This window comes from Prochlorococcus sp. MIT2309, from assembly GCF_059772305.1.
This window is the reverse complement of record NZ_CM186282.1, coordinates 1,278,827-1,291,918: the sequence shown is the minus strand read 5'-3', so window position 1 is coordinate 1,291,918 and position 13,092 is coordinate 1,278,827. Positions and strand designations below refer to the sequence as shown.

Sequence of the window (13,092 nt, the reverse complement as noted above, 5' to 3'; positions counted from 1 at the left end):
ACTAATCTCTCAAAGCATTTCTGACAAAATCAGGTGTATCCAAAACTCGTCTTAACCTTTTAAAATCATCTAAGACCAGTCCACAACCATTTACTACACATAAAAGTGGATCCTCGGCAACATGAGTAAAGATACCGGTCTCATGACTTAGTAAATCACTGATTCCACGAACAAGCGCGCCGCCACCAGCCAACATAATTCCTCTGTCAACAATATCAGCAGCTAACTCAGGTGGCGTACGCTCAAGAGTTCTTTTGACTGCATCGACAATTTTATTTAAAGGCTCTGCCATAGCCTCTCTTAAATCCCCAGCTTTAAGATTAATTGATCTTGGTAAACCAGAAAGTAAATGTAAACCTCGCACATCCATTGAATTCATATCAAAATCATCAATAGGGAATGCTGAGCCAATTCTTATTTTAATTTCCTCTGCTGTGCGCTCTCCAACCACCAAATTATGCACTTTTTTTAAATAGGTTGCTATTGAGTCATTCATCTCATCACCAGCGACTCTCACAGACTCACTAAGAACTGTTCCACCCAAGCTCAAAACAGCAACCTCTGTTGTTCCTCCACCGATATCAACAATCATTGTTCCAATTGGCTCAGTAACAGGTAAAGATGCTCCTATCGCAGCTGCAACTGGTTCATCAATTAAATGTACTTCTCTTGCACCTGCTAAACCTGCTTCTCGCACAGCTCTTCGTTCGACTCCAGTAACCCCGCTTGGTATCCCAATAACCAATCTGGGGGCAATTATACCCCTCCCCTCATTACATTTTTGAATAAAAGTTTTCAGCATCTGCTCCGCTGCATCAAAATCTGCGATTACTCCATCTCGCAGAGGCCTAACAGCACGAATATTTCCAGGGGTTCTTCCTAACATCAATTTGGCATCATCGCCCACAGCCAAAGGAGTACCTTCCTCGAAATCCAAAGCCACAACTGAAGGTTCTTGAAGAACAATTCCCTTGCCAGATACATATATCAAAGTATTAGCAGTACCTAAATCGATACCAATATCGCGAGAAAGTTTGAAGCGACTTAAAAACACTTAAAAAATTACATTTTGACGAATAATAGTTGGTTATCTCAAAACACAAAAAAACTTCTATAGAAGTATCTGGAACACCTTGCAATTCAGTACCCAAAAATCTGCTAGAGAATTAATGTATGAAAATCCACGATGAGATTTCATGGGCATTAATTCAGTAACCCTTGTAGGAAGAGCAGGAAGGGATCCTGACGTTCGTTATTTCGAATCAGGAAGCATGGTCGCTAATCTAACAATGGCAGTTAATCGAAGAAGTAAAAATGATGAGCCAGATTGGTTCAATCTAGAAATTTGGGGGAAACAAGCCCAAGTGGCTGCTGACTATGTAAAGAAAGGATCTCTAATTGGAATCACTGGGAGCTTTAAATTAGACAGCTGGAAAGATAAAAATACTGGCGAAGAAAAAACAAAACCAGTTGTTAGAGTTGATCGATTGGAACTACTAGGATCAAAAAGAGATTCAGAATCAATGAATAACAATTCCTCTAATAACTCCTTTAATAGCCCCTCTAATGATGAAATTCCATTCTAGAGCTTTAACTTTTTGTATTTTGGCGATTTATATTTCGGATATTTTTTAAAGATCTTTTCCCTAAAACAAACCCTAAAATTAGTACTATTAGAATTAATAAAATTTTTATAGCTTTCGAAAAAGGTTCTATCCAAATTTCAACATTGCTATAACTTTCACCAAGAAGATACCCCGCAGTAGTTAATAGTATTGTCCAAATTAAACTACCTGCTGTTGTCCAAATAATGAAAGGTAAAATGGGCATTAGTTCAATACCCGCAGGAACCGAAATAAGAGTTCTAATTCCTGGAACTAATCGGCCCCAAAAGACCAAGGAAGATCCATATTGATTGAACCATTTTCTGCTTCTTTGCAGATCTTTGGCACCAATTCCGATCCATCTCCCATGATTTTTTAACCAATTTTCTAGGCGCCTTTCATTTACTAGTCTTCCAAGTCCATACCAAGGGAAAGCACCTAATACGGTACCAATCAATCCAGACAAAACTACAGGTATAAGCTGCAATTGTCCTTGTTGCACATAAAACCCCCCCAAGGGCATTATCAATTCAGATGGAATTGGGGGAAATAAGTTTTCCAAAAACATCGAAAACATTATTGCCCCATAACCTATCCACTGGTTTGTCTCTACTGCATTGCCGATGAGATGAGGTATGGCAGTTACAAAATCTTGGAAGTTCATCTTCCTAAATTATTTCTAAAAAATTTATTAAGTGACTGTTGGAACTAATCTTAATAGCGATAGTGTTCAGACTTATACGGACCTTCAACTGGTACATTGATATATTTTGCTTGTTCACTTGTTAATTCAGTCAGATTTGCACCAATTTTTTCAAGATGAAGCCTTGCAACCATTTCATCAAGATTTTTTGGTAAAACATAAACTTCATTAGAATATTTTTCCTGATGATTAAAAAGTTCTATTTGAGCCAAGACCTGATTAGTAAATGAATTGCTCATGACAAAACTAGGATGACCAGTAGCACAACCTAGGTTCACTAATCTTCCTTCGGCCAAGAGGATTATCTTATTACCACTTGGAAGAGTTATGTGATCAACTTGGGGTTTAATATTTTCCCAGGGGTAATTTTTCAATGAGGCTACATCTATTTCATTATCGAAATGGCCAATATTGCAGACTATGGATTCATCTTTCATTCTAATTAAGTGCTCATGACTGATTACTTTAAAGTTTCCAGTAGCAGTGACAAAAATATCGACATCCTCAACTACATCATTTAGACGAACTACTCTAAAACCTTCCATGGCGGCTTGAAGCGCACAGATTGGATCAACTTCAGAAATCATAACTGTAGCTCCTAAACCCCTCAGTGATTGAGCGGACCCTTTACCTACGTCGCCATAGCCAATGACCAAAGCAACTTTTCCAGCAACCATTACATCAGTAGCTCTCTTGATACCATCTACAAGCGACTCTCTGCATCCATAGAGATTATCGAATTTACTCTTAGTTACTGAATCATTTACGTTAATAGCTGGGAATGGTAACTCCCCACTATTTTGCATCTGATAAAGTCTCGCTACACCTGTTGTTGTCTCCTCAGTAACGCCTTGTATGCACAATTTTGCTTTGCTGTAAAAGTCAGGACTTTCTTTTAATTTCAGACGAATTGATTCAAATAGGGCTTTCTCTTCTTCATTAGTTGGATGATCCAAAACAGAAATATCATTTTCTGCTTTACTTCCAAGCATTACTAGACCAGTAGCATCTCCACCATCATCAAGAATCATATTTGGCCCATCGTGATTTTCCCACTCAAGAATTTTGTGGGTATAAGCCCAATATTCATCAAGTGTTTCTCCCTTGATAGCAAAAACTGGTATGCCTTTTGCTGCAATCGCTGCCGCGGCATGATCTTGCGTTGAAAAAATGTTGCAAGAAGCCCATCTAACTTCCGCACCAAGCGCGACCAATGTTTCAATTAATACCGCGGTTTGTATAGTCATGTGGAGACTACCTGCTATGCGAGCACCTTTGAGAGGCTGTTCCGAATGATATTTCTTACGAAGTGCTACCAATCCTGGCATCTCTTTCTCCGCAATAGCAATTTCTTTTCTTCCAAAATCTGCCAAACTTATGTCGGCTATGAGAAAGTCACTATTGGAAACTTCTATATCTAAGTTCGCGGTGGATGCTACAACCATGAGTAAAATTTAATTGAGGATAAGGGAGGTAACCAAGAAAAGAATTTCGTGGATTTTGATTTATCAGACATTCAATCTAACAAGTATTCCCTTGAACTTAGGAACCTAGAGGAAACAATTTTATTTGGTGAAAAATTTATTACACAAATTCCTGAATTGAATTTGGTTTTTTTAAAAGGAAAATTGGGAGCTGGGAAAACCTCTCTTGTCAAAGGGATTGCACTTGGGCTGGAGATATATGAACCAATAACAAGTCCAACATTCCCTTTAGCGCAACATTATGAGAGCAACAAGAGACACTTAATTCATTTGGATCTTTACAGATTGGATAACCCGATGGAAGCGAATGAACTTTTCTTGCAGGAAGAAGAAGAAGCAATCGCAATTGATGCTGTGTTAGTAGTCGAATGGCCTGAGAGATTAAATCTTCTCATCAATGAGGCTTGGGAAATCAAATTCAATCACACCTCAAGGAACACAAGAATTGTCAAAATTCAAACTCCAGACTTGCATTTAAGAAACTCTCTCACTTGATTTAAATTTGGCTGAGGCTCAATTGCCCCCTTGCCTGAAGTAACTATCGCTCCACAAGCGGCAGCAAATAAACAAGCTTCTTTAGCTGATGATATGGATTCTCTCTTATCTAAAAGCTTGAAAATCAACCCTGCCATAAAAGCATCGCCGGCCCCAGTGGTATCTACGACTTCTTTGTAATTCATCGGATTAGTTTGACCCTTTAACCCACCTAAGAACCAGTTGATTGGCGATGGACCATCGGTAACTACAACATCAGGCTTTTGAGGTAAAGATAATGAAATTAAACTGGATTCAGTTTGCTCAAAAAACCAAATGGCCTCTTCTCTAGAGAGTTTTATGAGTGATGCCATTTCCAGCAGAGGCTTTATTAAATCTCTTTGTTTATTCGAAGGACCAATGTTGGGAGAAGAGTTAGCATCCCAAAAAGTTGGTCTCCAATTGACATCTAAGGCTATTTGGATTTTTTTGCGCAGAATCAGGTCGAGACATGAATATAGACTTTTTGCAGATTTTTTTGATGCTAAAGGAATCGTACCTAGGACAAACCAATTTAAATTACTTAAAAGCTTTGAAAAATCTTTGACTAATAATTCCATATCAATAGCTTGATCTGCGAAACCTTCTCCATTACCTCCCATAAAGCCTCCAAATGATCTCTCGCCAGTGATATCTCGATCTACTCGTACTATCCTTGTCGGAAAAGATTTATCTTTTTGAAGACAAAATACATTAATACCTTTTTCAATCATTAGATCTCGAAAACTTTTTCCTTTTTCATCACTACCTAATCTTCCAATAAAAGCCACATCTACTCCTAACATTGCAAGTGCACAGGCAACATTTGCTGGCGCACCACCAAAGTAATCATGATAATTATTTAAACTTTGATTGTTATTTATAGAGAAAAGCCTATCTATTATGGCTTCACCAAAACAAATAACTTTAGGATCATTTGTCGCTGCTGATTGAATAAATGACATTTTAATAAAGCAGAATACTAAAAAATATACAATCAAAGAATTTCATTATTTGTTTATATATTGAATCAGTGCCTCAATCATAAACTTATTTGCACTGGGGAATGGATATTGATTTAAATCATTAGGGGAGACCCAGAGTGTTTCTTGGCTTTCTAAAGGCTTTGCTGTTCCTCCTGTGTGATCACATATATAAACAACAAAATGTAATTTTTTATGGGTATATGAATGATCTATTTCAATAAGTTTCTTCTTAACAAAAACATCAATACTTGTTTCTTCCTTAATTTCTCTTGAAATCGTTGTAGTAATTAATTCATTTTCTTTTTGCTTCCCTCCTGGAAACTCCCACATTCCTCCCATTGATTTACCGAAAAGCCTCTGCGCAATTAAAACTTGATTATGCTGATTAAAAACTATTCCGATGCCAATACTTTCTTGGGGGAGGGTCTTTACCACAGGTTTTACAGGAAAATTCTTAGGGTCAAATGAAATATAGGCTGAGCAATAATGATTAATGGGGCAAATTAAACAATTAGGCTTTTTGGGTAAACAAATAGTTGCACCTAAGTCCATCAAGGCTTGATTAAATTTTCTAGGGGATTGATCATCAAGCAGTTGAGAACTTAGATCCCACAATTTTTTTGCGTTCTTATTGGGGTGAATTTCGCTGGCCAATAATCTCGTAAAAATTCTTTTTACATTTCCGTCCAGAAGAGGAGCAGGTAAATCAAAAGCCGAAGAAACTATACTCCCAGCAGTACTTCTTCCAATTCCAGGTAATTTAATCCAACTTTCTAAATCTCTTGGCCAAATAAATTCATCACCATTTTGACCTAGCTGTTTGGCATTAAATAATATTTTTGCAGTTTTATGCATGCGATTTGCTCGGCTGTAGTAACCCAATCCCTGCCAAATCATTAAGACGTCTTTTTGTGTTGCATTTACAAGATCTAAAAGAGTTGGGAAAACCTTCATCCACCTCTCCCAATAGGGCAAAACTACTTTGAGTTGAGTTTGTTGGAGCATAATTTCAGCAATCCAAATTCCATAAACAGAAATAGATTCTCCATTCTTGGGGATTTCATTATTAACATTCAATTTCCAAGGTATCCAGTGTCTTCCGTTATTTTCAAACCAAACAAGTAGTCTATTTTGGAAATCTGGTACATCATTGGGTGCGGAATTAATTTTTATGGAGTCAGCAAATTGACTAGATCTAGCTCGCATATTTGGAAGTGGAAAAATTTAGAAGTTTCATGGAATGTAGAAAAATCAAATCAAAAAAGTTCAATCTCCACTGTCTTAATTCATGGTTTTGGCGCCAGTAAAGGGCATTGGCGCTTCAATCAATCAACTATTGCCACTCTCTCAACTTGCTATGCCATTGATTTAATAGGATTTGGTGAAAGTAGCCAACCAAGATCAAGAATAAAATATGAGAGATTTAACGACAATGAATTTCAATATTGTTTTGATAATTGGGGAGAACAAATAGAAAAATTTTGCATTGAAAACATAAATGAACCGGTGGTTCTAATTGGGAATTCAATTGGTGGTGTTATTGCATTACGAGCAGCTCAATTGTTAGGTGAAAAATGTAGAAAAATAATATTAATTGATTGTGCGCAAAGAACAATGGATGATAAGAGATTGATGGAGCAGCCCTTAAGTATGCGTTTGTTAAGACCAGTAATAAAAACTCTGGTTAGGCAAAGATGGTTTAGTAAAAATATTTTCTCAACTGTGGCAAAACCCAATTTTATTGAAAAAATACTAAAAATAGCTTATCCATCTGGTAACAATGTTGATAAAAACCTTATAGATATTCTTTACCAACCAACTCAAAGGTCAGGATCTGCAGAAGCTTTTAGAGGATTTATCAATCTTTTTGATGATTATTTAGCTCCCGATTTAATTGCAGATCTAAATACTAATATCGATTTAATTTGGGGGGAAAAAGATCCCTGGGAGCCTATAAATGAAGCCGAGAAATGGCTTCAGGAATTTGATTGCGTTAAATCATTAGCGATTATTAAAAATGCTGGTCATTGTCCTCATGATGAAAATCCAGAAGAGATCAACAAAATAATTCTGGATAAAATTCAACAGGCAATATAAGCCTCTACAGTATCTCCCCCTCTGCGAAGACCCCTCAATCCATCGCGTTCAAGATTTCTCACTCTATCTCTACTAATTCCTAAAACTCTACCTATGCCAGTTAATGTCATTGGTTCGTCCCCATTCATTCCGTAGCGCATTCTCAATACTCTGTTCTGCAAATCAGGAAGTTTTGAAAGCAGCGTTTCTATATCTGATTTCATGCAATCCATTTCTATTTGCTCTCCGGGTAAATCACTTCCACCAGCAAGCAAATCTATTAAAGCAGTGTCTTCTCCGTCGCCTACTTTGGACTCTAGAGATAGTGGCTGACTCGCTCTTGAGATTAAGTCCTTTACCTCGGCTTCTGGGAGTTCTAAATGCTGCGACAATTCTTTTATGGAAGGTGTTCTAGAAAGTTGTTGGCTTAACTCTCTTTGGCCTTTTTTTAATTTATTCAACATCTCAGTGATATGAATGGGAAGCCTTATTGCTCGGCTTTTTTCGGCGATTGCTCTAGTAATTCCTTGTCTTATCCACCAATAAGCATATGTAGAAAATTTGTATCCTCTCTTTGGATCAAATTTCTCAACACCTCTAACAAGTCCAATAGTTCCTTCTTGAATTAAATCCAACAATTCCATATTTCTTTTTGTGTATTTCTTCGCAACACTTACTACCAGCCTTAGGTTTGCTGCAACCATTCGTTCTTTTGCTCTATGGCCATTTTTTAACCTTTTTTTGACTTGCGGCACTGTGAGTTCGGCTTTTGATGAAAGCAACTCGATAGAGGGCTTTTCCCCATTAACTTGCTCAAGTTCTTTCTCTAATCTCTCCAGAGACATAAGTTCCTGAACCTGCCTACCAAAGGTGATTTCTTGCTCATGTGAAAGAAGAGGAACCCTTCCAATGTCTCTTAAGTAAGAGCGAACCAAATCAACATCACCTGTTGACTTGCCAGGAGCCGTAACTGTTTTATTTGCTGATCCCACAGTCGCCACAACCATTTGAAAAAGTTTGTTGAGTTTTGTGAAGAATACTACTAAGAATTGTAAAGATCAAATAACAGGTCCTTTTTTGACCAAAATTGAGTAAAAATACTTATCAAAAAGATAGCGCTGTATTTGCGAAAAGCCAGGAAGCTGTTTTGAGGTAGATCAAAACACCCGCAACATCTGTTGCTGTAGTGATAAACGGGGCAGACATAAGTGCGGGGTCTAAGCCCATACGATCAAAAAGCAAAGGCAAAGAAGCGCCTGCCGTAGCAGCCAAAGTTGTTATTGCCAATAGACTTATCCCGACTGCTGTACCTACAAGAAGCCCATCCCCCTTCCACCAAGCGAATGGAACTACAACCAAAAGCATTATTAAACCAAGCAAAGCTCCTGCGATCGCCTCTCTAAAGACCACCTTTAATAAACCTAAAGCTTGAATACGTTGAGTACTTAACCCTCTAATGACAACAGTTGAACTCTGAGCACCAACATTTCCGCCTGCACCAATGAGAAGAGGAATGAACGCAGCAAGTAAAACAACTTTTTGAAGTACCTCATCATTTTGTGCAATCACCTGAGTAGTTAAACCATTTGCTAGAACAAGAACTGCTAACCAAACAACTCGCCTCCTAGCAACGGCGAATAAGCCACTCTGGAAATAATCATCCTCGTCACCAGCTTGAACTGCTCCAACTGCATAAATATCTCTCGTTGCCTCTTGTTCTATTACATCAATAACATCATCAACAGTGACAATCCCAACTAATCTTTTTTCAAGATCGACTACTGGTAAAGCCAAAAAATCATATCTTTGAATTGCTCTTGCCACCTCCTCCTGGTCAGTATCAGTGGCAACATTTACAACATCACGTGTCATAACATCCCCAACCAAAGCATCTGGATCTGCCGTCACCAAATCTCTTAATGACAAGATACCCGTGAGATGTCTCTCTTTATCAGTAACGTAAAGGCTATAAATAGTCTCGGTGAAGGCAGCTCTTCTTCTAACAATTGTTAATGCATCAGCTGCATTATAAAACTCTTTTAGATCAATAAATTCCGTTGTCATAAGCCTTCCAGCTGTTTCGGATTCGTAACCAAGCAATTGTGCTGTAATTCGTCTCTCAGATGGGCTTAATTCGGCAAGCAATCTCCTAACAACTTTCGCTGGCAATTCATCAAAAAGACGAACTCTTTCGTCCGGTGACATTTTTTCTACAATTTCAAGAACTTCTCCTGAACGAAGGCGGTCCAATAAGCTTTGCTGAACTTCAGTTTCTAAGTATTCATAAACTTCAATAGCTTCATTTTTATTGAGCAACCTAAAAGCAAGTGCCTGGAGAACCAATGGAAGGTTTCCAATTGCATCGGCAATATCAACTGGCTGAACCGGTTCAAGAAGTTTTTTTACCTCATCGTAGTTTCCTGCGGAAAGCATCTCCTCTAATTGATGTGAAACCTTCTCAGCCACAAATGAGCCAGCCAATAAGGAAGCAGATTTCAAAGTTCCCTCAGACGCCTCATTCATAAGAAATTCCCATGAGCAAAAATATTTTATGGCCTTATGATTAAATTTATGTGATTTCGTTTTATAAACTTGAATAATTTATGTCTTGAGATGTTTAATTTTCAAACCTATAAAAAAACCAAAGCAAACAAAACCCAAGCTCCAAATAATTGTTGTAAACAATAAAACAAAGGCTTTTATCAAATAGCCATCAATAATATATTGATAAACGCTGAATAACCAACTACTGAATGTTGTTAAAGAAGCACAAAATCCACTGCAAAAAAATATTTGTTGTTTTTTCTTTAAATCACTTGCTCCTAAAATTCCAACAAGAAAGGATCCAATAAAATTGCTTGCAAGTGTGCTTTCTATTTGAACTCGTAAAAAAGCTCCTAATAAGGAGGCAATAGAAAAAATAATAACTAAGTTATTTCTGGTTTTAGAATTCAATTTGAAAAATGATGTTTCCCAGCTTGAGGCCCAAATGAGCAAAAGCAATTCCAAGAAAAAGAGTAATAAGCAAAAGTAATAAAAAATCAACAATACTTTTAGTTTTTAGTAATTTGAATAGATCAAAAATAAAAGTCGAAAAAGTGCTCATACTTCCGAATACTCCTACGAAAAAAAATAATTTAAATCCTTGAAAATCTATAATTTTATTTGAATAAATTGAAAGGAAAAGACCAAACAAAAAAGTTGAAATTATATTGATCGTAGCCACTCCATAACTAGATCTGTTAATTCTTTTAGACCAAATTTCTAAAAATCTAAACCTAATATTCGCTCCAATAATTGCACCAATTGATATATTAAAAATACCTATAAAATTTTCAATTATATTAGACACTTATCCAACCTTTTCTTACCGTATCAATATCATCCAATAATTCAGAGGAAGTTATTCCTACTTGCATCCAGTTTTGATGATTATCACCAATCCATATTCTTAAAATTTTAAGAGGAGTTCCCACTTTTATAACTTTCAATAAGTGGGAATTTGATGATGGAAATCCTCTCAACTCGCACTTTTTACCCGCGTAAACAATATTTTGAAGTCTTGATCTGCGCGTTTGAAGTTCTTTTAGATTGACCCCAGCACCAGCTGGAAGGGTAATTGGGGCCAATAGAGCAAAAGATAAAAGGATAGACCAGCCAAGGATAGAATTAGTTGATCTCATTAGATATCTAGTGATGCCATATCCAGCTCAACGCTATGAGTTTCAATAAATTCTCTCCTTGGAGCGACTTTATCTCCCATGAGGATTGTAAAAATTCTATCTGCCTCTAAAGCATCTTCAATTTCAACTCTTTTCATGGTTCTTGTTGATGGATCCATAGTCGTTTCCCAGAGTTGTTTTGGCATCATTTCACCCAAACCTTTAAACCTTTGGATTGTATAGTTTGCTTTTTCACCAAAGCCAGCCAGAGTCTTTTGTAAATCTGACTCGTTGTAGCAATATTTATGTTTTTTGCCTCTTTCAACTTTGTAAAGAGGAGGACAGGCAATGTATATGTAACCACCTTCAACCAATTGCTTTTGATACCGATAAAAGAAAGTAAGAAGGAGAGTTCTAATATGAGCTCCGTCAACATCAGCATCAGTCATAATCACAACACGGTGATATCTAAGATTTTTTAATTCGAAATCCTCACCTTTAATTCCCAAGCCCAATGCAGTTATCAAAGCCTGTATTTCAGTATTTTTATATATTTTGGAATCATCTGTTTTTTCAATATTAAGTATTTTTCCCCTTAAAGGAAGAATTGCTTGAAAGCGTCTATCACGTCCTTGCTTAGCAGAACCTCCTGCTGAATCCCCCTCAACAATATAAATTTCAGATTCAGAGGGGTCTCTAGAGCTACAGTCAGCTAGCTTGCCAGGAAGAGTTGAGCTTTCTAATACACTTTTTCTTCTAACAAGTTCTCTTGCTCGTCTAGCTGCCTCTGCTGCATTAAAAGCTTGTATTGCCTTGTCAAGTATTAAATCAATCACAGCTGGATTGAATTCAAGATATTTACTTAAAGCTTCTCCCACTAAGCTGTCGACAATACCCCTAACCTCTGTGTTCCCTAATTTAGTTTTCGTTTGACCTTCAAATTCTGGATCGGGAACTTTAACTGACAAAACAACAGTCAATCCCTCTCTTATATTTTCCCCTGCTAAGTTATTGTCTCCGTCTTTTCTCTTACCTCTCTTGCGAGCAAAGGCATTCAGTGTTCGAGTTAATACTGTTTTGAGCCCCTCAATATGAGTTCCTCCATCAACAGTTCTTATATTATTTGCAAACCCCAAAATACTATCTGAGTAAGCATCGACGCACCATTGAAGTGCCGCTTCAACTTGAACTGAATCTTTTTCTGAATTTACATAAATAATCTCAGGGTGAAGAGAATCTTTTTCAGAATTCATATATTCGACATATTCTTTAATGCCCCCTTCATAAAAATAAATCTCCTCATGGAAAACATCTTCAGACTTATTCTCTAAGTTTCTTTCATCTCTAAATATAATTTTTACTCCACCATTTAAGTAAGCTAATTCTCTTAGTCTTGAAGATAAAGTTGCATAATCAAAAACAATCCCTCCAGTGAAGATCTCTTGATCTGGCTTAAAACAAACAGTAGTTCCTGTAGTTTGACCATCTTCTTTTGACTGACTTGTAGATTTAAGCTTCCCAATAGCATTACCTCTCTCGAATCTTTGAAAATGTAATTTCCCCTCTCTTTTTACAGTTACATCTACCCATTCACTCAATGCGTTCACCACGGATACACCAACACCATGAAGACCGCCAGAAACTTTGTATCCGCCGCTTCCGAATTTCCCCCCTGCATGAAGAACAGTCAGTACAGTTTCTAATGCGCTCTTACCTGTTCTTGGATGTACATCAGTTGGTATGCCTCGTCCATTATCGGTAATAGAAGCAGAGCCATCTTTACCTAAAATCACGATTATTTGATCACAATGACCAGCTAAAGCTTCATCTACAGCATTATCAACAACCTCATAAACAAGATGATGCAATCCCCTTGGCCCAGTCGAGCCTATATACATACCTGGACGTTTTCTTACAGGTTCCAAGCCTTCAAGAACCTGAATCTGCTCAGCACCATAAGCAGCATCTATTTTTGTGGCACCAGAATCCTTACTCATATGGGTAAGCAAAAGCCAAAATCAGTAGTTCTCCGAATACATGTAGAAGCTACCTTGAGAGCTCAAC

Annotated in this window: 14 protein-coding genes; 3 read left to right on the top strand and 11 right to left on the bottom strand. The window is 37.3% G+C overall.

The window, feature by feature from the left end; all coding sequences use genetic code 11:
- Window position 1 precedes the first annotated feature (1 nt).
- Window positions 2-1,054, bottom strand: a complete 1,053-nt coding sequence (locus AC6EJA_RS07010) for a rod shape-determining protein (protein ID WP_498501953.1) — start codon at window positions 1,052-1,054, stop codon at window positions 2-4.
- A 142-nt stretch (window positions 1,055-1,196) separates the two neighbouring features.
- Here AC6EJA_RS07010 and AC6EJA_RS07005 point away from each other — a divergent pair, with 142 nt between their 5' ends.
- On the top strand, window positions 1,197-1,586 hold the full coding sequence (locus AC6EJA_RS07005) for a single-stranded DNA-binding protein (RefSeq protein ID WP_498501952.1): 390 nt from the start codon (window positions 1,197-1,199) through the stop codon (window positions 1,584-1,586).
- 4 nt (window positions 1,587-1,590) lie between these two features.
- Here AC6EJA_RS07005 and AC6EJA_RS07000 read toward each other — a convergent pair whose 3' ends face one another.
- Together AC6EJA_RS07000 and ahcY are read right to left on the bottom strand one after the other, a co-directional pair.
- Window positions 1,591-2,268: a DedA family protein gene (locus AC6EJA_RS07000; protein WP_498501951.1), complete on the bottom strand. Its 678-nt coding sequence runs from the start codon at window positions 2,266-2,268 to the stop codon at window positions 1,591-1,593.
- Window positions 2,269-2,318: 50 nt separating this feature from the next.
- Entirely contained in the window at window positions 2,319-3,752 is a 1,434-nt protein-coding gene (gene ahcY / locus AC6EJA_RS06995; RefSeq protein ID WP_498501950.1) for an adenosylhomocysteinase, read from the bottom strand.
- 48 nt (window positions 3,753-3,800) lie between these two features.
- On the opposite strand from ahcY, the gene tsaE reads away from it, so the two are divergent.
- Window positions 3,801-4,286, top strand: coding sequence for a tRNA (adenosine(37)-N6)-threonylcarbamoyltransferase complex ATPase subunit type 1 TsaE (tsaE, locus tag AC6EJA_RS06990; protein WP_498501949.1), 486 nt, complete (start codon window positions 3,801-3,803; stop codon window positions 4,284-4,286).
- On the opposite strand, the gene AC6EJA_RS06985 is transcribed toward tsaE, so the two are convergent.
- Together AC6EJA_RS06985 and AC6EJA_RS06980 are read right to left on the bottom strand one after the other, a co-directional pair.
- Window positions 4,247-5,269, bottom strand: a complete 1,023-nt coding sequence (locus AC6EJA_RS06985) for a carbohydrate kinase family protein (protein ID WP_498501948.1) — start codon at window positions 5,267-5,269, stop codon at window positions 4,247-4,249. The two genes, tsaE and AC6EJA_RS06985, sit on opposite strands and share 40 nt — an antisense overlap.
- Before the next feature lie 45 nt (window positions 5,270-5,314).
- Window positions 5,315-6,496 carry an A/G-specific adenine glycosylase gene (locus AC6EJA_RS06980; protein WP_498501947.1) on the bottom strand — a complete coding sequence of 394 codons (1,182 nt, stop codon included), beginning with the start codon at window positions 6,494-6,496 and terminating at the stop codon, window positions 5,315-5,317.
- Here AC6EJA_RS06980 and AC6EJA_RS06975 point away from each other — a divergent pair.
- Complete coding sequence (locus AC6EJA_RS06975; RefSeq protein WP_498501946.1) at window positions 6,476-7,387, top strand: alpha/beta fold hydrolase; 912 nt, start codon at window positions 6,476-6,478, stop codon at window positions 7,385-7,387. The two genes, AC6EJA_RS06980 and AC6EJA_RS06975, sit on opposite strands and share 21 nt — an antisense overlap.
- On the opposite strand, the gene AC6EJA_RS06970 is transcribed toward AC6EJA_RS06975, so the two are convergent.
- From AC6EJA_RS06970 to gyrB, 6 genes are all read right to left on the bottom strand, one after another.
- Window positions 7,372-8,373, bottom strand: a complete 1,002-nt coding sequence (locus tag AC6EJA_RS06970; RefSeq protein ID WP_498501945.1) for an RpoD/SigA family RNA polymerase sigma factor — start codon at window positions 8,371-8,373, stop codon at window positions 7,372-7,374. The genes AC6EJA_RS06975 and AC6EJA_RS06970 overlap by 16 nt on opposite strands.
- 97 nt (window positions 8,374-8,470) lie before the next feature.
- Complete coding sequence (gene mgtE / locus AC6EJA_RS06965) at window positions 8,471-9,889, bottom strand: magnesium transporter (protein WP_498501944.1); 1,419 nt, start codon at window positions 9,887-9,889, stop codon at window positions 8,471-8,473.
- A 78-nt stretch (window positions 9,890-9,967) separates the two neighbouring features.
- A complete protein-coding gene (locus AC6EJA_RS06960; RefSeq protein WP_498501943.1) occupies window positions 9,968-10,321 on the bottom strand; it encodes a fluoride efflux transporter FluC in 354 nt (117 codons plus the stop codon).
- Entirely contained in the window at window positions 10,311-10,718 is a 408-nt protein-coding gene (locus AC6EJA_RS06955) for a fluoride efflux transporter FluC (protein WP_498501942.1), read from the bottom strand. The genes AC6EJA_RS06960 and AC6EJA_RS06955 overlap by 11 nt, the downstream gene beginning before the upstream one ends.
- Complete coding sequence (locus tag AC6EJA_RS06950; protein ID WP_498501941.1) at window positions 10,711-11,049, bottom strand: SH3 domain-containing protein; 339 nt, start codon at window positions 11,047-11,049, stop codon at window positions 10,711-10,713. The genes AC6EJA_RS06955 and AC6EJA_RS06950 overlap by 8 nt, the downstream gene beginning before the upstream one ends.
- Window positions 11,049-13,025, bottom strand: coding sequence for a DNA topoisomerase (ATP-hydrolyzing) subunit B (gyrB, locus tag AC6EJA_RS06945; RefSeq protein WP_498501940.1), 1,977 nt, complete (start codon window positions 13,023-13,025; stop codon window positions 11,049-11,051). The genes AC6EJA_RS06950 and gyrB overlap by 1 nt, the downstream gene beginning before the upstream one ends.
- Window positions 13,026-13,092 lie beyond the last annotated feature (67 nt).